The organism is Streptomyces sp. NPDC051776 (assembly GCF_040681345.1).
Classification (GTDB): domain Bacteria; phylum Actinomycetota; class Actinomycetes; order Streptomycetales; family Streptomycetaceae; genus Streptomyces.
The window spans coordinates 43,678-66,350 of the sequence record NZ_JBFAYQ010000037.1 but is presented as its reverse complement, the minus strand read 5'-3'; the positions used below and the strand labels follow the sequence as shown (position 1 = coordinate 66,350).

At 71.0% G+C, this 22,673-nt stretch carries 20 protein-coding genes and 1 pseudogene; 11 read left to right on the top strand and 10 right to left on the bottom strand.

All coding sequences use genetic code 11. The annotated features are described in order from the left end of the window. Positions 1-96 precede the first annotated feature (96 nt). Complete coding sequence (locus AB0M26_RS24445) at positions 97-1,158, bottom strand: helix-turn-helix transcriptional regulator (protein WP_365263963.1); 1,062 nt, start codon at positions 1,156-1,158, stop codon at positions 97-99. A 284-nt stretch (positions 1,159-1,442) separates the two neighbouring features. Between AB0M26_RS24445 and AB0M26_RS24440 the strand changes: the two genes are divergently transcribed. The 3 genes from AB0M26_RS24440 (at position 1,443) to AB0M26_RS24430 (ending at position 4,633) form a co-directional block, all read left to right on the top strand. Then, the gene (locus AB0M26_RS24440) at positions 1,443-2,816 is read left to right on the top strand and encodes an MFS transporter (protein WP_365263966.1); all 1,374 of its coding nucleotides are present in this window, start codon (positions 1,443-1,445) and stop codon (positions 2,814-2,816) included. Between the two features lie 123 nt (positions 2,817-2,939). Further along, positions 2,940-3,941 (top strand): aldo/keto reductase, encoded by a 1,002-nt coding sequence (locus tag AB0M26_RS24435; protein WP_365263962.1) that lies wholly within the window; start codon positions 2,940-2,942, stop codon positions 3,939-3,941. A gap of 101 nt (positions 3,942-4,042) precedes the next feature. Further along, positions 4,043-4,633 (top strand): TetR family transcriptional regulator, encoded by a 591-nt coding sequence (locus tag AB0M26_RS24430; protein ID WP_365263961.1) that lies wholly within the window; start codon positions 4,043-4,045, stop codon positions 4,631-4,633. 217 nt (positions 4,634-4,850) lie between these two features. On the opposite strand, the gene AB0M26_RS24425 is transcribed toward AB0M26_RS24430, so the two are convergent. Next, entirely contained in the window at positions 4,851-6,233 is a 1,383-nt protein-coding gene (locus AB0M26_RS24425) for a glycine--tRNA ligase (RefSeq protein WP_365263960.1), read from the bottom strand. A gap of 209 nt (positions 6,234-6,442) precedes the next feature. Here AB0M26_RS24425 and AB0M26_RS24420 point away from each other — a divergent pair, with 209 nt between their 5' ends. From AB0M26_RS24420 to AB0M26_RS24405, 4 genes are all read left to right on the top strand, one after another. After that, a complete protein-coding gene (locus AB0M26_RS24420; protein WP_365263959.1) occupies positions 6,443-7,459 on the top strand; it encodes a metal ABC transporter substrate-binding protein in 1,017 nt (338 codons plus the stop codon). Between the two features lie 23 nt (positions 7,460-7,482). Then, positions 7,483-8,250 carry a metal ABC transporter ATP-binding protein gene (locus tag AB0M26_RS24415; RefSeq protein WP_365263958.1) on the top strand — a complete coding sequence of 256 codons (768 nt, stop codon included), beginning with the start codon at positions 7,483-7,485 and terminating at the stop codon, positions 8,248-8,250. Beyond that, entirely contained in the window at positions 8,247-9,146 is a 900-nt protein-coding gene (locus tag AB0M26_RS24410) for a metal ABC transporter permease (RefSeq protein ID WP_365263957.1), read from the top strand. Before AB0M26_RS24415 ends, AB0M26_RS24410 begins: the two co-directional genes overlap by 4 nt. 70 nt (positions 9,147-9,216) lie before the next feature. After that, the gene (locus AB0M26_RS24405; RefSeq protein WP_365263956.1) at positions 9,217-9,660 is read left to right on the top strand and encodes a transcriptional repressor; all 444 of its coding nucleotides are present in this window, start codon (positions 9,217-9,219) and stop codon (positions 9,658-9,660) included. 521 nt (positions 9,661-10,181) lie between these two features. Here the strand turns inward: AB0M26_RS24405 and AB0M26_RS24400 are convergent. The 4 genes from AB0M26_RS24400 to leuA form a co-directional block, all read right to left on the bottom strand. Beyond that, positions 10,182-11,018 (bottom strand): isoprenyl transferase, encoded by an 837-nt coding sequence (locus AB0M26_RS24400; RefSeq protein ID WP_365263955.1) that lies wholly within the window; start codon positions 11,016-11,018, stop codon positions 10,182-10,184. A 66-nt stretch (positions 11,019-11,084) separates the two neighbouring features. Beyond that, positions 11,085-11,834, bottom strand: coding sequence for a DNA repair protein RecO (recO, locus tag AB0M26_RS24395; protein WP_365263954.1), 750 nt, complete (start codon positions 11,832-11,834; stop codon positions 11,085-11,087). 99 nt (positions 11,835-11,933) lie between these two features. Then, positions 11,934-12,608 (bottom strand): TerB family tellurite resistance protein, encoded by a 675-nt coding sequence (locus AB0M26_RS24390; protein ID WP_365263953.1) that lies wholly within the window; start codon positions 12,606-12,608, stop codon positions 11,934-11,936. A 328-nt stretch (positions 12,609-12,936) separates the two neighbouring features. Beyond that, positions 12,937-14,721 carry a 2-isopropylmalate synthase gene (gene leuA / locus AB0M26_RS24385; RefSeq protein WP_365263952.1) on the bottom strand — a complete coding sequence of 595 codons (1,785 nt, stop codon included), beginning with the start codon at positions 14,719-14,721 and terminating at the stop codon, positions 12,937-12,939. A gap of 296 nt (positions 14,722-15,017) precedes the next feature. Here leuA and AB0M26_RS24380 point away from each other — a divergent pair, with 296 nt between their 5' ends. The 3 genes from AB0M26_RS24380 (at position 15,018) to AB0M26_RS24370 (ending at position 18,699) form a co-directional block, all read left to right on the top strand. Then, the gene (locus AB0M26_RS24380; RefSeq protein ID WP_365263951.1) at positions 15,018-16,115 is read left to right on the top strand and encodes a M4 family metallopeptidase; all 1,098 of its coding nucleotides are present in this window, start codon (positions 15,018-15,020) and stop codon (positions 16,113-16,115) included. 26 nt (positions 16,116-16,141) lie between these two features. After that, positions 16,142-16,408 carry a protealysin inhibitor emfourin gene (locus tag AB0M26_RS24375; RefSeq protein WP_365263950.1) on the top strand — a complete coding sequence of 89 codons (267 nt, stop codon included), beginning with the start codon at positions 16,142-16,144 and terminating at the stop codon, positions 16,406-16,408. An 869-nt stretch (positions 16,409-17,277) separates the two neighbouring features. Next, entirely contained in the window at positions 17,278-18,699 is a 1,422-nt protein-coding gene (locus AB0M26_RS24370; protein ID WP_365263949.1) for an MFS transporter, read from the top strand. A gap of 72 nt (positions 18,700-18,771) precedes the next feature. On the opposite strand, the pseudogene AB0M26_RS24365 reads toward AB0M26_RS24370, so the two are convergent. From AB0M26_RS24365 to AB0M26_RS24355, 3 genes and pseudogenes are all read right to left on the bottom strand, one after another. Next, a pseudogene (locus AB0M26_RS24365) lies at positions 18,772-19,065 on the bottom strand (DUF2867 domain-containing protein); the annotation flags it as partial. Positions 19,066-19,138: 73 nt separating this feature from the next. Beyond that, entirely contained in the window at positions 19,139-20,080 is a 942-nt protein-coding gene (era, locus tag AB0M26_RS24360; RefSeq protein ID WP_365263948.1) for a GTPase Era, read from the bottom strand. Positions 20,081-20,356: 276 nt separating this feature from the next. Beyond that, on the bottom strand, positions 20,357-20,710 hold the full coding sequence (locus tag AB0M26_RS24355) for a cytidine deaminase (protein ID WP_365263947.1): 354 nt from the start codon (positions 20,708-20,710) through the stop codon (positions 20,357-20,359). A 136-nt stretch (positions 20,711-20,846) separates the two neighbouring features. Between AB0M26_RS24355 and AB0M26_RS24350 the strand changes: the two genes are divergently transcribed. Further along, positions 20,847-21,338 carry a GNAT family N-acetyltransferase gene (locus tag AB0M26_RS24350; protein ID WP_365263946.1) on the top strand — a complete coding sequence of 164 codons (492 nt, stop codon included), beginning with the start codon at positions 20,847-20,849 and terminating at the stop codon, positions 21,336-21,338. On the opposite strand, the gene AB0M26_RS24345 is transcribed toward AB0M26_RS24350, so the two are convergent. Beyond that, on the bottom strand, positions 21,335-22,660 hold the full coding sequence (locus AB0M26_RS24345) for a hemolysin family protein (protein WP_365263945.1): 1,326 nt from the start codon (positions 22,658-22,660) through the stop codon (positions 21,335-21,337). The genes AB0M26_RS24350 and AB0M26_RS24345 overlap by 4 nt on opposite strands. Positions 22,661-22,673 lie beyond the last annotated feature (13 nt).

The window sequence follows — 22,673 nt, the reverse complement described above, 5'->3', positions numbered from 1 at the left end:
CAGCTTTCTGCACAGCTACAACCATCACCGGTGCCACACCGCACTCGGAGGCCACCCACCGATCAGCCGCGCAAACAACGCTCCAGGTCAATACAGCTAGAGCGGTGTGGCCGGTCCGGCGATGGCCGCGGGGCGCTGCTCGGTCCCCCCACCCGCGGCGCTCGGTTCCTCCGCCTCCTCCACGGCCCCGCGACGGGCCGCCTCCTCGTTCGCGCGGGCGAGTGCCAGAAGCCGTTTGAGCCGTTCGCCGGTTTCGGCGTCCGCGGGGAGATAGGTCACCAGCCGCGGGCCGTGGCGCGGACCGAGCCAGAGGTCGGTGTGCTCGAGGTGCAGCAGCCCGACGTCGGCGTTGCGGAACCGCTTGGTCCTGCTGCCCATCGTGCGGACCACCTCGTGCCTCTCCCACAGCTCCCGGAACTCGCCCGAAGCCTGCTGCAGCCGCTTGAGCATCGCCTTCCACGCCGGCTCGGCGATGTGCTCGGCCATCGAGGCGCGGAACTTGGCCGCCATCAGCCGGATCGTCTCGTCCCGGTCCACGAGCGCGGCCCGCCACTCCGGGCTGGTGAACGCCAGCCACATGCAGTTCCGGTCCTGGTACGGGAGGCTGTCGAGGTCGCAGAGCAGACGGCCGTACGTGCGGTTGTGGGCGAGGATGTCGTACCGGCTGTTCTGGACGCACGCCGGATAGGGCTCCACATGCTCCAGCATCATGCGCAGCGACGGCGGGACGGTCGCGCACTCGCTGGCGGGGTCCGGATCCGTGGCTCCGGCGAGGGCGAAGAGATGGCTGCGCTCGCTGGGGTCGAGCTGCAGAGCACGGGCGAGCGCGTCGAGGACCTGGACGGAGACGTGGATGTCCCGGGCCTGTTCGAGCCAGGTGTACCAAGTGACCCCGACCGCGGAGAGGTGAGCGACCTCCTCGCGCCGCAGCCCGGGGGTCCGGCGGCGCGGGCCGCGGGGCAGCCCGACCTGCTCCGGGGTGATCCGCTCGCGGCGGCTGCGGAGGAAGGCGGCCAGCTCGCTGCGGCGTACGGTGTCGGCACCGCGTGCCGCCTCCGCGGGGCCGGATGCCACGGTGGTGGTCGCGGCGGGGTTGCGGGAGGCCGAAGGGACGGCTGCCGAAGGGACGGCTGAGGACTGCCGCGCGGGGAGGCTCATGGCTACAGTTTGCTCCGGCGCTCAGCCGGTTGCCAGGTAGTGCGGGTACCAGGATAAAGGGACTCTGGTACCCCTCTCAGGCCCGGTGCATCGTCGGGAGCGTGACCGAACCGACGACACGAAACGACATCGCTCCCCCGCCCACCGCACCGGCTTCGCGGGCCGAGATCCTCCCGCGCGTCCGTCACCGGGGCACCGACCCGGGGACCGCACAGGCGCAGGCCCGCCCCGGCACGGGCGACAGCGCGCCCGGACGAGGAGCCCACGGCGGCGCCACGCCCGCACTGGGCCCGCTCGGGCTCGCCACGGTGCTGCTGGGCGCCTCCCTGCCGCTGATCGACTTCTTCATCGTCAATGTGGCCCTGCCGTCCATCGACCGGGAACTCGGCGCCGGCCCCGCGATGCTGGAGCTGGTGGTGGCGGGCTACGGCGTGGCGTACGCCGTCCTGCTCGTGCTCGGCGGACGGCTGGGCGACATGTTCGGCCGACGCAGGCTCTTCGTCGTCGGCATGGCGGCCTTCGGCCTGACCTCGCTCGCCTGCGGTCTCGCTCCGCACGCCGGGACGCTGGTCGCGGCCCGGGTCGCGCAGGGAGCCGCGGCGGCACTGATGCTGCCGCAGGTGCTGGCCACCGTCCACGCCACCACCACCGGCAGGCGGCGTGGCCGGGCCCTCAGCCTGTACGGGGCGACGGGCGGCCTGTCCATGGTCGCGGGGCAGATCCTGGGCGGTGCGCTGGTGTCGGCGGACATCGCCGGTACGGGCTGGCGTTCGGTCTTCCTGGTCAATGTGCCGGTGGTGCTGACGGGCCTGGCGCTCGCGAGCCGTACGGTTCCGGAGACCCGCTCCGAACGGCCCGCTCCGGTCGACGGCTCCGGCACCGCGCTGCTCGCCCTCTCGCTGGTGGCGCTGCTGATGCCGCTGACGGAGGGCCGCGCGGCGGGCTGGCCGCTGTGGACGTGGGTCTCGCTGGCCGCCTTCCCCTTCACGGCGGGCGCGTTCTGGGCAGTGGAGCGAAGGGCGGATCGGCAGGGGCGTACGCCGCTGGTTCCGCCGAGCATGTTCGCGCTGGCCGGACTGCGCCGGGGCCTGGGGATGATGCTGCCGTTCGCGTTCGGCTTCGGCGGCTTCATGTTCGTCATGGCGGTCGCGCTGCAGCAGGGGCGGCGCCTGAGCCCGGTGGACGCGGGCATGGCGCTGGCGCCGATGGCCGTGACGTTCTTCGCCGCCTCGCTGATGGGACCGCGGCTGGTGGGCCGCTACGGCAGCCGGATCGTGACGGCGGGCGGCCTGGTCCAGGCTGCCGGGCTCGCGCTGCTGGTGACGGCGGCGCTGCGGGACTGGGACGGCCTGGGCTTCTGGCAGTTGCTGCCGGGGGTGGCGCTGGCCGGCTTCGGACAGGGGCTCCAACTCCCGGTGCTGTTCCGGATCGTGCTGGCGGACGTGCCGGGCGAGCAGGCCGGGGTGGGAAGCGGCGTCATGGTCACCACACAGCAGTCCAGCCTGGCGCTTGGAGTGGCGACGCTCGGCTCGCTGTTCCTGGCCCTGATCGGCCCCCTGGGGATGCGGGACGCTCTGGCGGCCACGCTGATCGCACAGGTGGGGGCGGTGGCGCTGACCATGGTGATGAGTCTGCGGCTGCCGCGCACGGTGGCCTGAGGCAGCGCGCTCGTGCGGACATCCATGGGATGACAGATATTGAAATCTGTCATCCCATGTGTCACGCTGACAGGGCAGCGCCGCTGCCAGTCACCTGAAGCCGCACGCCCGAAGGAGTCCCCCGTGCAGAACCGCATCCTCGGAACGAACGGACCGCAGGTCTCCGCTCTCGGCCTCGGCTGCATGGGCATGTCCGCCCTCTACGGCGACGCCGACGAGAAGGAGTCGGTCGCCACCATCCATGCGGCTCTCGATGCGGGCGTCACCCTGCTCGACACCGGCGACTTCTACGGCATGGGGCACAACGAGATGCTGATCGGCCGGGCGCTCGGCAGCAGCTCCCAGGGCCGCGAACGGGCCGTGATCAGCGTGAAGTTCGGCGCTCTGCGCGACGCGGAGGGCGGCTGGTCGGGCTACGACGGCCGCCCGGCCGCCGTCAAGAACTTTCTCGCGTACTCGCTGCGGAGACTGGGCACCGACCACATCGACATCTACCGCATCGCCCGAGTCGACCCCGACGTTCCGATCGAGGAGACGGTCGGTGCCATCGCGGAGGCGGTGGAGGCCGGGCAGGTGCGCCACATCGGGCTGTCCGAAGCCGGCTCGGACACCATCCGCCGCGCCGCGGCGGTGGCGCCGGTCTCCGACCTCCAGATCGAGTACTCGCTCATCTCCCGCGGCATCGAGGACGACATCCTGCCCACCTGCCGCGAACTGGGCATCGGCGTCACGGCGTACGGCGTGCTCTCCCGCGGTCTGATCAGCGGTCACTGGAGCCGCGACCGCCGGCTGGCGCCGAACGACTTCCGCGGCATGAGTCCGCGCTTCAGCGGCGACAATCTCGACAGCAACCTGGATCTGGTGGAAGCGCTCCGCAAGGTCGCCGACGACCGCGGCGCCACGGTTGCGCAGACCGCGATCGCCTGGGTGCTCGCCCAAGGCCGGGACATCGTCCCGCTGGTGGGGGCCCGCCGCCGCGACCGGCTGGCCGAGGCACTCGGCGCGCTCGACCTCACCCTGAGCGCCGATGATCTGGCCGCCATCGAGACCGCAGTCCCCGCCGGGGCCGCCGCGGGCGAACGCTACCCTGCCTCCCAGATGGCTCACCTCGACAGCGAGACGTGACGCGATGGTGAGATCCCGACGATGGTGAAATCCCGGCAGCGGGACACCACAGGACGCCCGGGCTCCCGGGCTCGAGGACGGAAAGAGGCCGCAGGGACCCGATGGCGCCGGAGACGCTGACACCAGCCCGCATCCTCGAAGCAACCGAGGAAGTGCTCCGCCGTTACGGCCCGGCCAAGGCCACGGTCGTCGATGTCGCGCGCGCCCTGGGGGTCAGCCACGGCAGCGTCTACCGCCACTTCCCGAGCAAGGCCGCCCTTCGGGAGGCCGTCACCGAGCGCTGGCTGAACCGGACGTCCGAGGCGCTGTCCTCGACGGCAACCGGACCGGGGCCGGCGGAGACGCGGCTCGAGCACTGGCTCTGCGAACTCTTCGCCGCCAAACGGCACAAGGCGGGAGACGACCCCGAACTCTTCGCCACATACATGGCGTTGATCTGCGAGAGCAGCTCGGTCGTCGAACGCCATATCGCCGACCTGGTCGACCAGCTCGCGCGCATCCTCCAGGACGGCCACGAACAAGGCACGTTCAGAGCCCCGGACGGCGACGACTACACAACGGAGGCACGAGCGGTCTTCGACGCCACGAACCGCTTCCACGATCCGGCGTACGCCGCGGAGTGGACGTCACCCGAGATCACCACGGCGTATGAGGCGGTCACGGCCCTGGTGCTCCGCGGCCTCAGACCGTAACCGTCGGGCCGGCGGGCGATCATGCCCGCGGCCCCGTCCGGACGGTGATGGCCACCCCTGTCCGGCGACCGCAATACACCGATACCGCCCGGCCCGGGACGGCCACTGAAGACCCGGCGGCCGGAACCGAGACCAGCAGGGCCGCCCGCCCCGCGCACTGCGACGGTGGTGCCGGGCCCGCGGGCGCGGGCCCGGCACCACCGTCGCGGTGCGCGGTTCAGCAGCCGAGCAGGCGGCCGCCCAGGTACGCCTGGACCTGGTCCAGCGACACCCGCTCCTGCTTCATCGTGTCGCGCTCGCGCACCGTCACCGCGTTGTCGTCAAGGGTGTCGAAGTCGACGGTGACGCAGAACGGTGTGCCGATCTCGTCCTGGCGGCGGTAGCGGCGGCCGATCGCACCCGCGTCGTCGAACTCGATGTTCCAGTGCTTGCGCAGGTCCGCCGCCAGCCCCTTCGCCTTCGGCGAGAGCTGCGGGTTGCGGGAGAGCGGCAGCACCGCGACCTTCACCGGAGCCAGGCGCGGGTCGAGCCGCATGACGGTGCGCTTCTCCATGACGCCCTTGGCGTTCGGCGCCTCGTCTTCGGTGTAGGCGTCGAGCATGAAGGCGAGCATGGCCCGGTTGACACCGGCCGCGGGCTCGATCACATACGGGGTCCAGCGCTCGCCGGCCTCCTGGTCGAAGTACGACAGGTCCTGCCCGGACATCTTGGAGTGAGCGGTGAGGTCGAAGTCCGTACGGTTCGCGACACCCTCCAGCTCGGAGAACTCAGTGCCGCCGAAGTTGAAGCGGTACTCGATGTCAGCCGTGCGCTTCGAGTAGTGGGAGAGTTTCTCCTTCGGGTGCTCGTACCACCGGATGTTGGCCTCCTGGACACCCAGGTCGCGATACCAGTTCCAGCGCTCCTGCATCCAGTACTCGTGCCACTTCTCGTCCTCGCCCGGCTTGACGAAGAACTCCATCTCCATCTGCTCGAATTCGCGGGTACGGAAGATGAAGTTGCCCGGCGTGATCTCGTTCCGGAACGACTTGCCCATCTGCGCGATGCCGAACGGCGGCTTCTTGCGCGAAGTCTGCTGCACCGCCGCGAAGTTGGTGAAGATGCCCTGCGCCGTCTCGGGGCGCAGATAGGCGACCGAGCCCGAGTCCTGCGTCGGGCCGAGGTGCGTGGCGAGCAGGCCGGAGAACTGCTTGGGCTCGGTGAACGCGCCCTTGTTGCCGCAGTGCGGGCAGTTGACGTCCGAGAGACCGTTCGCGGGCATGTGGCCGTGCTTGGCTTCGTACGCCTCCTCGAGGTGGTCCGCACGGAACCGCTTGTGGCAGGAGGTGCATTCGGTGAGCGGGTCGGTGAAGGTGGCGACGTGGCCGGACGCCTCCCAGACCTCGCGAGCCAGGATCACGGACGAGTCGAGACCGACGACGTCGTCGCGCGAGGTGACCATGGAGCGCCACCACTGGCGCTTGATGTTCTCCTTGAGTTCGACGCCCAGCGGCCCGTAGTCCCAGGCGGCCCGCTGACCACCGTAGATCTCACTGCACGGATAGACGAAGCCACGGCGCTTGCTCAGGCTGACGATGGTGTCGATCTTGTCGGCGGCCACGGTGCTCTCTTCATACGACGAAGCGGTGATGGTGGGTTCCGCCGGGATCCTGCCCAGCGAATACCTCAGATTACCGGCGGGCGCACCCCTCACACCAAATCGGGGGGCACGGGGCTGTGCCCTCGACAGATGCGAGAAATCGCCGGGGAACCCCGGCCTCGCCCGGTTCTTGTTGACAATCGTTTCCACCTTTGTTGAAAATGACTGTCATGAACGTACGTCGCCGTCTCATCCGCACCACCGCTGCCGCGGGGGCCGTCACCATCGGCCTCGCCACCCTGGCCGGCTGCCCGCCCACGGGCTCCGCCCTCGGTCGCAGCGAGGACGGCAGGCTCGCCGTGGTGGCGTCGTTCTACCCCATGGAGTTCCTGGTGAAGACGATCGGCGGACGCCACGTCAGCGTCTCCGATCTCACCGAACCGGGCGTCGAGCCGCACGACCTCGAGATCAGCCCCCGCCAGACAGCCGAGCTCAGCGACGCCGGACTGGTCGTGTACCTGAAGGGCCTGCAGCCCGCGGTGGACGAGGCCGTCAAGGTGGCCGAGGTGAGGAACAAGGTCGACGCCGCCGCCCTCACCGAGCTGGAGAGCCACGGCACCTCGTCCGGCCACGACCACGGCGGCGAGCACAGCCACGAAGGCCACGAGCACGGCGGCGGGGACAGCCACGCGGAGGAAGGCCACGAGCACAGTGGCGAGGACGCGGCGGCCGACCCGCACATCTGGCTCGACCCGGTCAGGTACGCGGAGGTCGCAAGCGGCGTGGGCAAGGCCTTGGAGAAGGCCGATCCCGACCACGCGGCCGACTACAGCCGAAACACCGACGCCCTGGTCGCCCGCCTCGGCCGGCTGGACAAGGCGTTCAAGGACGGCCTGGCGAACCGCACCACCAACACCTTCATCACCACCCACTCCGCCTTCGGCTACCTCGCCGAGCGTTACGGCCTGCACCAGGAGGGCATCTCCGGCCTCGACCCCGAGTCCGAGCCCAGCCCGGCCCGGATGAAGGAACTGCAGACCATCGCCGAGGAGGAGAAGGTCGGCACCGTCTTCTTCGAGACGATCGCCAGCGACCGGACCGCCAGGACCCTGGCGGGCGACACCGGTCTGCACACCGATGTGCTCGATCCGGTCGAGGGCATCACCGACACGTCCCAGGGCCGCGACTACATCCAGGTCATGCAGGCCAATCTCAGGAATCTGCAGAAGGCCCTCGCGGCCACGTGACGCACGCGACGGAGGCACAACACATGGAGCAGCCGGTCATATCCCTCAGCAAGGCCACTGCCTCGCTCGGAGCCCGGCCCGTCCTGCGCGGGATCGACCTCGCCGTGGAGCACGGCGAAGTCGTCGCGTTGCTCGGCGCCAACGGCTCCGGCAAGTCCACCGCCGTACGGGCCCTGGTCGGGCAAGTGCCGCTCACCAGCGGTGATCTGGCCCTCTTCGGCACACCTCTGCGCCGCTTCCGCGACTGGGCACGCATCGGCTACGTCCCGCAGCGCACCACCGCCGCCAGCGGGGTTCCCGCGACCGTGCGCGAGGTCGTCTCCGCCGGCCGACTGTCCCGTACGAAGCTGCGCGCGCGCCGCAGGGCCGACCGGGATGCAGTGCAGCGTGCCCTGGACCTGGTGGGCATGGCCGACCGGGCCAGGGACTCCGTGAACGCGCTGTCCGGCGGACAGCACCAGCGGGTGCTCATCGCCCGCGCCCTCGCCACCGAGCCCGATCTCCTGATCATGGACGAGCCCATGGCGGGTGTGGACCACGAGAGCCAGCAGGTGCTGGCCGACACCCTGCGCGAGCAGGTCGCCGGCGGCGCCACGGTACTCCTCGTCCTCCATGAACTCGGCCCCCTGGAGCCGCTCATCGACCGCGCGGTGGTGCTGCGCGACGGCTGCGTGGTCCACGACGGACCGCCGCCGGAGGCCGTCGGCCAGCACGCGCTGCCCGGCCACGACCACGTCCACCCGCACGCGGGCGAGGCCTCCGAACCGATCAGAACGGGACTGCTGACGTGATCGATCTCCTGGACTACGCATTCATGCAGCGCGCGCTGCTGGCCGCCGTCCTCGTCGGCATCACAGCCCCCGCCGTCGGCATCTACCTGGTCCAGCGTCGGCAGGCGATCATGGGCGACGGCATCGGGCACGTCGCGCTGACCGGTGTCGCGCTCGGTTTCCTGACCGGCACGAACCCGATCTGGACCGCCATCGCCGTCACCGTGCTCGGCGCCGTCCTGATGGAGCTGATCCGCTGGTACGGCAAGGCGCGCGGCGACCTCGCCCTCGCCATGCTCTTCTACGGCGGAATGGCGGGCGGCGTCCTGCTGATCAATCTGGCGCCGAACGGCTCCAACGCCAACCTCACCACGTTCCTGTGGGGTTCGATCACCACGGTCTCGGCCGGGGACCTGACGGCGATCTGCGTCCTGGCGGCCTTCGTGGCGGCGGTCGCGCTGGGACTGCGGCGGCAGCTCTTCGCCGTCTGCCAGGACGAGGAGTTCGCACGCGTCACCGGGCTGCCGGTACGCCTGCTGAATCTGCTGCTGGCCGTCACCGCGGCACTCACCGTCACCGTGGCCATGAGGGTCGTCGGCCTGCTGCTGGTGAGCGCGCTGATGGTGGTGCCGGTCGCCGCGGCGCAGCAGGCCACCCGCGGTTTCGCCATGACGCTGGTGGCCGCGATCGGCATCGGCGTCGCCGTCAGCCTGTCCGGCACCGTGTACTCCTTTTACGTGGACGTGCCGCCCGGGGCGAGCATCGTGGTCCTGGCCATCGCCGTCTTCGCGGTGATCACCGCGCTCGCGACGCCGGTGGCGAAACGGCGGGCCCGCCGGGCAGCCGCGGCATACGAGGAACAGTGCACTCTGGAGGCAGGAGGCCCGAATCCGCCCGGGGACGACGTGAAGGTGTAGGCACTGTCGCACTCGCAGACTGGCACAATGGCCAGTCGTACGAGCGGACGGCGAGCATGAGGAGGCAACGGTGGCGACCGCGGGGAGCAGTGGAACGAGCACACCCCCGCCGGTGCGTGGCCGGTCGACCCGGCAGCGCGCGGCGGTGGCGGCGGCCCTCGACGAGGTCACCGAGTTCCGCAGCGCCCAGGAGCTGCACGACATGCTCAAGCACCGCGGCGACTCGGTCGGCCTGACCACCGTCTATCGCACGCTGCAGTCGCTCGCGGACGCGGGTGAGGTCGACGTCCTGCGCACGAGCGACGGCGAGGCCGTCTACCGCCGCTGCAGCACCGACGACCACCATCACCATCTGGTGTGCCGCAGCTGCGGCAAGGCGGTGGAGGTGGAGGGCCCCGCCGTGGAGAAGTGGGCCGACCAGATCGCGGCGGACAACGGATTCGTGGACGTGGCGCACACGATCGAGATCTTCGGCACATGCGGTGCCTGTGCGGCCAAGGCCTCCCAGGCGTAACGGGCGCCGGCCCGCGCGCGGGGATGCGGCGCCGGGACGGGCGTTCGCCCATGGGCCGAGGCGGGTTCGGCCCCGCCTGACCGCCGACCCCAGTGCCGGCCGGGGCCGCTCCGGCGCCGCAATCCTCGGCGCGGTACCGCGCGCCGGTAGCCGGGACCGCACTGCACTGCGGGACCGCATGCCCAAAGGCTGAGCACCGCAGCGGCCGGTTCCCGCCGCGGCCCGGCGATGCCCAACCAGCCTCAGTCGGAGGTCCGTTCGGCGGCCGGCCAGCGTGCGTTCGGCAGCGCCGGACTCCCCCGTACCCGCGGAGTACCGCCTCGGCGGACAAGGGTGGCTCACCACTGCCGCGGCGAACGAGGGGTTGCCGCTGCGGCGAGATCCACGCCGCGCGGCCCGGCGGTGGCCAACCAGCCTCAGCCGGAGGTCCGTTCGCCGGACGGCCGAGGCGAACTCCGCACCGCCGGGCAATGCCGTACGTGCCCGAGCGCCGAAGCGGACACCGGGCCGTGCCGCAACCGTCAGGCCGGAGCCCGGCCCGGCTGCGGCGGGGGCGTCTCGTTGGGGAGCGCGCCACCGAAGCGCCGGTCGCGCTGCGCGTACTCCAGGCACGCACGCCACAGGTCGCGCCGGTCGAAGTCCGGCCACAGCACGTCCTGGAAGACCATCTCCGCGTACGAGCTCTGCCATATCAGGTAGTTGGACGTACGCTGCTCGCCGCTCGGGCGCAGGAAGAGATCCACATCCGGCATGTCCGGGTAGTACAGGTACTTCGCGAAAGTCTTCTCGTTGACCTTGGACGCATCCAGCTTCCCGGCCTGCACATCGGCCGCCAGCTTCGCGGCCGCGTCCGCGATCTCCGCGCGGCCGCCGTAGTTGACGCAGAAGTACAGCGTCATCGCGTCATTGTGCTGCGTCTGCTCCTGGGCAACCTGGAGCTCCTGGACGACCGATTTCCACAGCTTCGGCATCCGGCCGACCCAGCGGATCCGGATGCCCATCGCGTCCATCTCGTCGCGGCGGCGGCGGATGACGTCGCGGTTGAAGTTCATCAGGAAGCGCACCTCTTCGGGCGAGCGCTTCCAGTTCTCGGTGGAGAAGGCGTACAGCGAGAGATTCTTGACCCCGATCTCCAGACAGCCCTTGAGGACGTCGAGGACGACGGACTCTCCGACCTTGTGTCCCTCGGTGCGCGGCAGGCCGCGTTCCTTCGCCCAGCGGCCGTTGCCGTCCATCACGCACGCCACGTGGTTGGGGACCAGTTCGCCGGGGATCTTCGGCGGGCGCGCACCGGAGGGGTGCGGCTCGGGAGCCAGGTATTCGCGGCGGGTACGGCCCAGAATCCCGCGTCGTGCCATGCGGTTCACGTCTCCCATGTCGATGGTTCTCGTGGATCTCGTGGATCTCGGTGTTCTCTGCCCGTCCTACGTCTTCTCCACGTACCGGAGCGACCGCAGACCCCGCTCCAAGTGCCAGAGCAGATACGCCGCCACAAGTCCGCTGCCCTCCCGTACGTGCCGCGCCTCGCACGTGTCCGCCGTCTCCCAGTCGCCGGTCAGCAGCGCGCCGAGCAGGGTCAGCGTCTCCGCAGAGGGTACGACGCTTCCCGGCACGCGGCAGTCGGCGCACACCACGCCTCCCGCGGCGACCGAGAAGAACCGGTTGGGGCCCGGTATGCCGCACCGCGCGCACGCGTCGAAGCTGGGTGCGTAGCCGCCGACCGCGAGGGAGCGCAGGAGGAAGGCGTCGAGGACGAGATGCGGGGCGTGCTCGCCCGCGGCGAGCGTCCTCAGGCCTCCGACCAGCAGCAGGTACTGCTGAACGGCGGGCTCGCCCTCGTGGTCGGTGAACCGCTCCGCGGTCTCGAGCATGGCGGTGCCAGCGGTGTAGCGGGCGTAGTCCGTGACGATACGGCCACCGTACGGAGCGATGGTCTCGCTCTGTGTGCACAGCGGCAGGCCGCGGCCGACCAGTTCGCTGCCGCGCGCGAAGAACTGCACGTCGACATGGGAGAACGGCTCCAGCCGTGCCCCGAACTTCGACTTGGTGCGCCGCACTCCGCGGGCGACCGCCCGGACGCGTCCGTGGCCGCGGGTGAGCAGCGTGATGATCCGGTCCGCCTCACCCAGCTTCTGGGTGCGCAGCACGATGCCGTCGTCGCGGAACAGACTCATGCGGCCATTGTCCCGTACGGGGAGGCCTGGACGGACCGACGGGGCGTACCGGAACCCTCGCGGGCGACGGCGGCGGAACGATACGGCAGGCCTGCGCCGTCAGAAGGGCATGCGCGCCGCGGCCGCCAGCAGCTGCTCGGTGTCCGGTTTGCCGATCAGCAGGGCGCGGCCGACGGCCGCCAGCGCTTCGCGCTCGGCGGGCTTGTACGGGCCGTCGGCGAGGGCGATACGGGCGCCTTGCAGCAGGATCCCCTCGCGACCCGCGGCGGCGAGGTGCGGGGCCAGGGGTTCGAGGGCCTCGTGGAGTTCGATGGCGAGAGCGGTGCCGCCGTCGCCGCCGTCCTCGTACCGGTCCGGGAGACGGCCGGTGTCGGCAGCCAGTGCCTCGACGAGGGTGAGGAGCTGCTCGCCCGTGCAGTCCTCGAAGCCGGCGCCGCTCACCGCGTCGACCGCCGCCTCGAGGACCGTACGGTCCTCGGCTCCGCCCGCCGCGAGGACCGCGAGGGCCACTGTGTGGACGGCGTCGCGGAGCATGGCCGAGAAGCGGTGAGTGGTGGGGTGGTCGAGCACCTCCGCACCGAACCTGGTGCGGCACGAGGAGCATTCGACGACCGGGGCGGCGGTGCCGCGCGGGAGGAGCGGCAGTCCGAGCACGGCGAGGCGGCGGCGGCCCGTACGGCGGCGGTAGTTGCGGTCGCCGCCGCAATCGGGACAGAAGAACTCGCCGTCCCCCACCGTGTGCCACGTCGTGCGCACACCCCACACGCGCTGCATAAGCGCACCTCCGGCGCGTAGGCCCAAAGAGTTCCGGAATTCCTGGTCGCAACGGACCGCTGCGACTCGGTGACTCTTCGGCAACGGCGCCGTGTTGGAGGTGATGTTAACCACATCGTTGAGGTGACGTCAGCACCTCGCGCCGAGGGATGGCGGGAAACGGTGGCCACGGCGCTCGCCCCGCGCGTGGGGCGCGGGGCAAGCGCGGCAGGTCCGGCGCGCGCCGGCTTGGTCAGGCGTGCGTGCGAGCGGTCAGGAGAACGGCCGGTCACGCGCGATCGCGGACCTGCGGCGAGCGCGACCGGCCGGGCGTGTGCGGCGTGCGCCGTCAGGCGCGGGCGGCCCGGTTGACCGCGGAGACCACGGCCTTGAGCGACGCACGCGTTGTGTTGGGGTCGATGCCGATCCCCCACAGCACCTTTCCGTCGATGGCGCACTCGATGTACGAGGCGGCCTGCGCGCTCGCGCCCTCGCTCATCGTGTGCTCCTGGTAGTCCAGGAGCCGTGCGTCGACCCCGACGTGCGCCAAGGCGTCGAAGAACGCCGAGATCGGGCCGTTGCCCGTACCGTTCAGGACGGTTTCCTCGCCACCCACGACGGCTTCGACGGTGAGGGTGTCGATGCCGTCCTTGTCGGTGGTCGTCTGCCCGGCGCGCAACTGGAGCCGGCCCCACGGGTTGTCCGGATTGGGCAGGTATTCGTCCTGGAAGACCGCCCAGATCTCCTGCGGCGTGATCTCGCCGCCCTCCGCATGGGTCTTCGCCTGGATGATCTTCGAGAACTCGATCTGCATCCGGCGCGGCAGGTCCAGCTTGTGGTCGTGCTTCAGGACGTAGGCGACACCGCCCTTGCCGGACTGCGAGTTGACGCGGATCACTGCCTCGTAACTGCGGCCGACGTCCTTCGGGTCGATCGGCAGGTACGGCACGGTCCACTCGATGTCGTCGACCGTCACGCCGTGTTCGGTCGCGGTGACGTCCATCGCTTCGAAGCCCTTCTTGATGGCGTCCTGGTGGGAGCCGGAGAAGGACGTGTAGACCAGGTCGCCCGCGTAGGGGTGGCGCGGGTGGATGGTCATCTGGTTGCAGTACTCGGCGGTGCGGCGGATCTCGTCGATCTGCGAGAAGTCGATCTGCGGGTCGACGCCCTGGGAGAAGAGGTTCATCCCCAGCGTGATCAGGTCGACGTTGCCGGTGCGCTCGCCCTGGCCGAACAGACAGCCCTCGATGCGGTCCGCGCCCGCCATGATGGCCAGTTCGGCGGCGGCGACGGCGGTGCCGCGGTCGTTGTGCGGGTGCACGGACAGGCAGACGTGCTCGCGCCGCGACAGATGGCGCGACATCCACTCGAAGCGGTCGGCGTGCGTGCTCGGTGTCGAACGCTCCACGGTGGCGGGCAGGTTGAGGATGATCTCGCGGCCCGGCTCGGGCTGCCAGACGTCCATGACGCCCTCGCAGACCTCCAGGGCGAAGTCGAGCTCGGTATCGGTGAAGATCTCCGGGCTGTACTGGTAGCCGAAGGCCGTACGGTCGTCGAGCAGCTTCTCGGCGTACTCCATCACCAGCCGGGTGCCGTCGGTGGCGATGGCCTTGACCTGCTCGCGGGTGCCGCGGAAGACGACGCGGCGGAAGGTCGGGGCGGTCGCGTTGTAGAGGTGAACGGTGGCCCGGCGCGCGCCCTTCAGGGACTCGACGGTGCGCTCGATCAGCTCTTCACGGGCCTGAGTGAGGACGGAGATCGTCACGTCCTCCGGGATCGCGTCCTCCTCGATGATCGAGCGGACGAAGTCGTAGTCCGTCTGTCCCGAAGAGGGGAAGCCGACCTCGATCTCCTTGTAGCCCATCCTGACCAGGAGGTCGAACATCGCGCGCTTGCGGGAGGGCGACATGGGGTCGATCAGGGCCTGGTTGCCGTCCCGCAGGTCGGTGGAGAGCCACCGCGGGGCCTGCGTGATACGGCGATCGGGCCAGGTGCGGTCCGGGATGTCCACGGCCTCGTACGGCCTGTACTTGTGGACCGGCATGCCGGAGGGCTTCTGGGTCACGGTCGCGGCCGTGACGGGAGTGGGGCGGCCCACGGAATTCCCGGACGCGGAATTCGGAGAGGTCGTCATGGGGGCTGGGCTCCTGTCGAATGGGCTTCGACGGCCGACGTGACGGCGGTGAGCAACACCGGACACCGCGGGGAGGGGGTCGGCCTTCGACTACAGGCCCTCGCCGCGGCAGCTAAGGAGAAGCAGCCCGAAACGCATGATGCGCAGAAGCCTAACCGAGCCTGCGCCAGGGCACCGAGTCCGTTTCAGTATGCAAGACGCGATGGGAACCGGGCAGAAGATGATCCATCGCTTCATTTCACTCGGTCCGGTTGCAACCAGTGACAGACCATGAACTCTGTGCCACATTGCGCTTCATGACCGTACACCCCGTACATCCCGTCTTCTGCACGATCGTCCCGCCGCACCTGCTCGACCGGCTCGCCCGGTCGGGCGAGGCGGCCGTCGCGGGCCCCGCCCGGCGCACCCTCGAGCGGGACGCCGCCCAGCGCACCCGCCGCCGGCTGACCACGGTCGCCGGCACACCGGCGGCCCCGTCGGGCCGACGCGGCCCCTCCGACCGCCCTCACCGCACGATCAGCGACGCCGGCCACCGCGAGCACCTGCCCGGCCGCGAGGTGCGGAGCGAGGGTGAGGACCCGGTGCGGGACGCGACCGTCAACCGCGCCTATGCCGGTCTGGGCGCGACCTTCGAGCTGTTCCTCAAGGCGTACTCCCGCAACTCCGTCGACGGCTCGGGGCTGCCCCTGGACGCGACCGTCCACTACGGAGAGGACTACGGCAACGCCTTCTGGGACGGCGAGCGGATGGTCTTCGGGGACGGTGACGGGGAGATCTTCCTCGACTTCACCATTCCGGTGGACGTGATCGGCCACGAGCTGACCCACGGCGTCACGCAGTACGCCGCCAATCTCGAGTACTTCGGCCAGTCCGGGGCGCTGAACGAGTCGATGTCCGATGTTTTCGGTTCGCTCATCAAGCAGTACGCGCTCGGCCAGACCGCGGCCGAAGCCGACTGGCTGATCGGCGCCGGGCTGCTCGCCCCGCGCGTCAGCGGCGTGGCGCTGCGCTCGATGAAGGCCCCGGGCACGGCCTACGACGACGATGTGCTGGGCAAGGACCCGCAGCCCGCCACGATGGACGACTACGTCCGCACCGGCAGCGACAACGGCGGCGTGCACATCAACTCCGGCATCCCGAACCGCGCCTTCCACCTCGCCGCCACGAGCCTGGGCGGCCACGCCTGGGAGCGGGCCGGACAGATCTGGTACGACGTGCTGACCGGCGGCGAGCTGGCCTCCGACGCCGACTTCGCCGACTTCGCCCGGCTCACCGTCGCCGCCGCCCGGGAGCGCTACGGCACGGGCGAGGAGCACGAGGCGCTGAAGAAGGCCTGGGAGGAGGTCGGTGTGGAGACGGCGGAGCGGAAGGCGGGGGATCCGTCCGGGACGTAGGCCCGGAAGGGGGTACAGATGAACCCATGCGAATTCAGGTGAAGCGCAGCGGAGGGTTCACGGGGATTCCCCGCCACGCCGAGGTGGACACCGCGGGACGGCCCGACGCCGGGGACTGGCACGACCTGGCCGAGCAGGCCCTCGCAGAGGGCCGGGACACGCCTCCCGTGGGGGTGCCCGACGGCTTCAGCTACCAGGTCACCATCGGGGAGCGCACGGTCTACTGCGCGGACCCCCGCCTCAGTGAGGCACAGCGCAAGTTGATCACGCGCGTCCTCAAGGAAGGCGTGTAGGGCGGGAGGCGCCGGCCGGTGCACGCGGACGGCCGGGCGCCTGCCCGGTGCCGCCCCGCCACGAGGGCCGCCCCCGTCCGGGTTCGCCCCGCTCGCCGTCCCGGCACGGCCGTCCGCTGCGTTGCCGGATCAGCCGAGCAGGCCCCCTGCGAGGCCGGTCCGGCGACGTGTTGTCGACCGCACCAGGGCGCCTCGCCACCGGGCAGACCTGGTGCGGTGGGTGCTGTGGCCGGGGCCGCCGTGCTCTTGGCTCGAACGAGGCAGAAGGCCTGAACGGGTCGGTGAGCGCAGTGGGCACGTCGGCGCAGGTCGACGACCGTGCCGCACGCGCCCGCACCAGGCGGGGGCGAACGATCCGGCCCGTTCACGTCGGGCTCCTCGTGGTCGTTCCGGGCCGCCGCCTGCCCGCTGGTCAACTCGCCTGAGCAATAACGCTGTTGGCCGAGCGGTAGCGAGCCGGCCCGATGGCTGGGCTCCACCGCTTTCTGCGATGCACCGCCCGTCGCGGTGTCGTGACCTTCGGCGCCAGGCCGGTACGTACGGTCGCCGTTCGGCCTTCGAGTGGCTTCCCGCGGAACGGGCCGGGGACGTGGCCGCGTTGGCCGCCGCGGAGCAGCGGTGAGGTCCTCTTCTCGGCTTCCGCGTCCACTTCGACGGCGAAGCGATGCACCTGGAGGTACGCGCTACCGGCGACGGTGCCGCGCTGCTCGGAGAGCTGTTCGGTCCCGGCCCAACTGCCTGACCACAGCGGCCTGTCCGGCCGTCCGCCGCGCGTCCGTTGTCCCCCGGCCTCGGGAACACCGGCGACCTCACCCCACAGAAGCTCGGATAAACCATGGCAACCGCCCATGAATCCGTAGAGTCGCCTCATGGGGCCGACGAGCGCAGCGAGAGAAGAGGCGGAGGCCGCAGGCAGGCGGCGGCAGGGGTGGGTGCTCGCCGCGTCGAGTCTGGCGCTGGGCATGACCTTTCTCGACGAGACGGTCGTCGGCGTGGCCCTGCCCGCGATCCGGAACGACCTCGGGATGAGCGTCGCGCTCTCCCACTGGGTCCCGAACGCGTACATCCTCGCCTTCGCCTCGTTCGCCGCGGCGGGCGGCCGGTTCGGGGATCTCTTCGGAACGCGGCGGATGTTCGTCCTGGGCACCCTGGGCTTCGCCGTGGCCTCCGTCGTCTGCGGTCTTGCGGGGAGCGGCGGGGCGCTGGTGGCGGCGCGGGCATTCCAGGGTGCCGCGGCGGCCGCCATGCTGCCCCAGACGATGGCCATCATCACGGACACCTTTCCGCCGGAGCGGCTCGGCAAGGCGATCGGGACGTATGTAGGCGCCGCGTCCGCCGCGCTCGCCGCGGGTCCTCTGCTGGGCGGTGTGCTGACCGAGTACGCGGGGTGGCGTTCCGTCTTCCTGCTCAACCTCCTTCCGGCGGTGGTGATCCTCGTGCTCGCACGGACCGCGGTCGGGCGGCGTCCGCCGCGAGCCGTGTCGGGCTCTTTCGACGGTGCAGGCCTCGTCACGTCCGTGATCGGTCTCGGCGCGGTGGTGACCGCCCTCATGCAGTCCGGCGGCCAGGGGTGGCCGGCTGTCGTCGTCGTCGCACTGCTCGGGGGCGGCCTGGCGACGCTGTGCGTGTTCGTGCGTATCGAGACGCGGCGACGGACACCACTGGTCGACGTGGGGCTCCTCGCCGAGCGGCGGTTCCTCGGCTCGGCAGTCATGGTCCTCTGCGCACAGTTCAGCTTCCTCTCCGCGGTCGTCTACGGCGCCGTCTACGTCCAGGACGCACTCCGCCTCAGTCCGATGTCAGCGGGTCTGGCCATGCTCCCTGCCATGGCGCCCACAGTCGCCCTCGCCCCGGCGACGGGTGCCCTGGCCCGGCGCTTCGGCGCCCGCGCGCTGACGGTGACGGGGGCGGCGGGCGGAGCGCTGGGCTTTGCGCTCATGGGCGTGGCCGTCGGCGGTAACAGCTACTGGCCGTTCGGCGGGGCCCTGTTGCTGTGGGGGGTGTCGGTCCCACTGATCTTCAACCCGGCCATGTCCGTGGCGATGTCGGCGCCTCCCCCGGACCGCCGGGCAGGGGCCTCCGGACTGCTGGAAACGAGCCTGCAGGTCGGCGGAACGTTCGGTATGGCGGTCGTGGGCGCGACGCTCCTCCACGCCCACCCCGGGTCGGCCCCGCTGCCGGGCGACGCATTCGCCCCCGGCTTCCGTCTGACCGCCGGCGTCCTGGCGGCCGCCGCGCTGACCCAGACGTACCTGATCGCGTCGGCGCGCAGCGGGGACGCCAACGCGTAGACGGAGAAGGCCGGTTACCGGCGGCTGTGCGCCGGAGGGCAGGGCGGAACCGGCTGGTGCAGGAGCGGAGATCAGGGGGCGCGCCGTGGCCTTGGGCACCGAGGTGACCAGCCCCACCCAGAGGCTGGACAGCCGAGGCGTGAGCACGTGGACGGGGATGTTGAGCCGCTGGGGCAGACCGGGAGGACGGCGTAGCGCTGCATCATCTCCCGTTACGTGACGACGACCGGCCCACCGGAGTCGAACGTGCGGTTCACCGCATGCGGCAGACGAGCGCACGCCACGAGCAGGCGCAGCACGTCACGGATGGCGATCGGCCGGGTGCTGGGTGCGGGTGCGGGTGCGCACCCAGCTCGGGGTGACCAAGCCTCGCGGCCTGATCAAACCGACCGCCTGTTGCAACGCCCCCTGGAAACCACCAAACCTGGGTGGGGCGGCACTAGAAGCCCAGCCTGCGAAGCTGCTTGGGGTCCCGCTGCCAGTCCTTGGCGACCTTCACATGGAGGTCGAGGAAGACCGGGGTCCCGAGCAGGGCCTCGATGTGCTTGCGCGAGGTGGTGCCCACCGCCTTCAGCCGGGCGCCCTTCGGGCCGATGACAATGCCCTTCTGGCTCGGCCGCTCGATGTAGATGTTGGCGTGGACGTCGAGCAGCGGCCGGTCCGCGGGGCGGTCCGGGCGGGGCTGCATCTCCTCGACGACGACCGCGATCGAGTGCGGCAGCTCGTCCCGTACGCCCTCCAGCGCGGCTTCGCGGATCAGCTCGGCGACCATCACCTGCTCCGGCTCGTCGGTGAGGTGGCCCTCGGGGTACAGCTCCGGGCCCTCGGGCAGCAGGGGCACCAGGAGATCGGCGAGCAGCCCGAGCTGGGACTCCGCCACGGCCGAGACCGGGACGATCTCCGCCCACTCGAGACCCAGTTCCTTGCCGAGCCGGTCGACGGCGAGGAGCTGCTCCGCAAGCCGCTCGGAGTCCACCAGATCGGTCTTGGTGACGACGGCGACCTTGGGCGTCTTCTTGATCCCGGCGAGCTCGCCGGCGATGAAGCGGTCGCCTGGGCCGATCTTCTGGTCGGCGGGGAGGCAGAAGCCGATGACGTCGACCTCGGCCCAAGTGGTCCGTACGACGTCGTTGAGGCGCTCGCCGAGCAGCGTGCGCGGCTTGTGCAGGCCGGGGGTGTCGACGAGGACGAGCTGGCCGTCGGGACGGTGCACGATGCCGCGGACGGTGTGCCGGGTGGTCTGCGGCCGGGTGGAGGTGATCGCCACCTTCGTCCCCACCAGCGCGTTGGTCAGGGTCGACTTCCCCGCGTTGGGGCGGCCGACGAAGCACGCGAAGCCCGCGCGGTGGTGGTCCTGGCCGGTGGAGGAGGGTGCAGTCATGGGGACCATTCTCCTCGATGGCGAGGGCCCGGCCGACCACGCGGGCCGCCCCCGGCCCGCGGCCTCTGCGCCCCGCCCCTCTGCCCTCTCCATGAGGGCTGAGCGGGCGACCGCCCCGTCGTCGCCACGGAGCCCGGCCGCGCGCCCGGGGGCCGCGAGGTGCGAACGGGCGCTTTCCGTCGAGGAGTTTGCCCCGGCGCCCGGGCGGGAGGGCGTGAACACCGGTGGAGACGAGATGGCGGGCGGAAGCCTCGCGGCCGACGGAAGCGGCCGTGCTCAGCCGGCGGTGACGGTGGCCCGCAGCGTGCCGTCGGGCCCCGCAAGCAGCACCGGGGTCCCGGCGCCGCCGAGGTCCCGTACGGCCGCGCGGTCCTCGTCCGGTACGGCCTCCGCGTCGGTGACCACGGCCGCCGCTTCGAGGGACGTGGCCCCGCTGGCGACCGCCATGGCCACGGCGGTCCGGAGCGCGCTGAGCGCCAGTGACGGGAGGTCGACGGTGCCGGCGACATAGGTGCGGCCGGTCTCGTCCCGTACGGCCGCCCCCTCGGGCACCGCGTTCCGCGCCCGGGCGGAACGCGCCAGCGTGATGATCTTGCGGTCCTCGGTGGTCAGGGCGTCGATGTCGCTCATGCGCCGATCATAGAGAGCGGCTTCCGGCGGGGAAGCAACGGCCCGGCCGCGGCTTCCGGCGGGGAAGCAACGGCCCGGCCCTCCCCGGCCGCGGTCCGGCTGCGGGACACGGGCGCGCCTGGCTACGCTCGCCCGTATGGCGATCCGCAGCGAAATCCGGCGTGTGACCAGGCAGGACGACGTGATGGCGGCAGGTCGTCTCCTCGACGGGCCGCCGAAGCAGGGTGCGACCGAACGCTTCCTCGCGGAATCGGGCCACCACATGCTCATCGCCTACGTGGACGGCGTCCCCGCGGGCATGGTCACCGGGGTCGAGACGACACACCCCGACAAGGGGACCGAGATGTTCCTGTACGAGCTGGCCGTGGACGAGCCGTACCGCCGCCACGGCATCGGCCGGGCGCTCACGGCCGCGCTCGCGGATCTCGCCCGGCGGCGCGGCTGTTACGGGATGTGGGTGGCCACAGAGGGCGACAACGAGCCCGCACTGGCCACGTACACCTCCGCGGGCGGCGTGTCCGAGCCCGATCAGACCGTGCTGGTCTGGACGTTCGAAGAGGACCCCGCGGACACGGTCCCCGCGGGGCCCGGACCGGACCGGACGGACCGCACGGACCCGCGCGGCTAGCCAGTGCCCGAGTCGACGTCCTCGCCCGCGACCGTGGAGCGCACCGGCTCCACCAGGACGGTGATGATCCGGTTCCTGCGTCCGGCGGCCGCCTCCGCCGTCAGCCGCAGCGCCTTCAGCTCGGGGGCGGAGGTGTCCTCCGACAGATCGACCTCCGCGGTCGCGCCCGCGATCGGCACCCGCCCCAGGGACTTGGCCAGCAGCCCGCCGACGGTCTCCACGTCCTCGTCGTCCAGCTCCAGGCCGTAGAGCTCGCCGAGATCGCCGATGTCGAGGCGCGCGGTGACGCGGTAGCGGTCCTCGCCGAGCTCCTCGACGGGCGGGAGTTCGCGGTCGTACTCGTCGGTGATCTCGCCGACGATCTCCTCGAGGATGTCCTCGATGGTGACGATGCCGGCCGTGCCGCCGTACTCGTCGATGGCGACGGCGACGTGGTTGCGCTCCTTCTGCATCTCGCGCAGCAGGTCACCCGCGTTCTTGGTGTCGGGCACGAAGGCGGCGGGCCGCATCGCGGTGGAGACCGGGTCGCTCTCGGCGTCGCGGTTGATATGCGTCTTCCGGACGAGGTCCTTCAGGTAGACGATGCCGACGATGTCGTCCTCGCTCTCGCCGGTCACCGGGATGCGGGAGAAGCCGGATCGCAGGGCGAGCGTGAGGGCCTGGCGCACGGTCTTGGCCCGTTCGATCACGATCAGGTCGGTGCGCGGCACCATCACCTCGCGGACGAGGGTGTCGCCGAGTTCGAAGACCGAGTGCACCATGCGGCGCTCCTCGTCCTCGATGAGCTGCTCGGACTCGGCGAGGTCGACCATGGCGCGCAGTTCGGCCTCCGAGGCGAAGGGGCCTTTGCGGAAGCCCTTGCCGGGGGTGAAGGCGTTGCCGAGGAGGATCAGGAGTTGCGGGACCGGTCCCATGACGCGGGCGAGCGGCAGCAGAACGTAGGCCGCGGCGGTGGCGGTGTTCAGCGGGTGCTGGCGGCCGATGGTGCGCGGTGACACACCGACGGCGACGTAGGAGACGAGGACCATCACGCCGAGCGCGACGGCCAGCGCCTCCCAGGTCTCGTCGAACTCCTGCAGGCAGACGTAGGTCACGAGGACGCCGGCGCCCATTTCGCAGGCGACGCGCACCAGCAGCGCGACGTTCAGATAGCGGGTGGGGTCGTCGGCGACAGCGAGGAGTCCCGCACTGCCGCGCCGCCCGGAGCGTACGGCCTCCTCGGCGCGGAAGCGTGTCGTGCGGGTGAGACCCGCCTCGGCGCAGGCGGCGAGCCAGGCGACCACGACCAGCAGGACGGCCACCGCGATGAACTGACCGGTCATCGTGTCGTCCGTC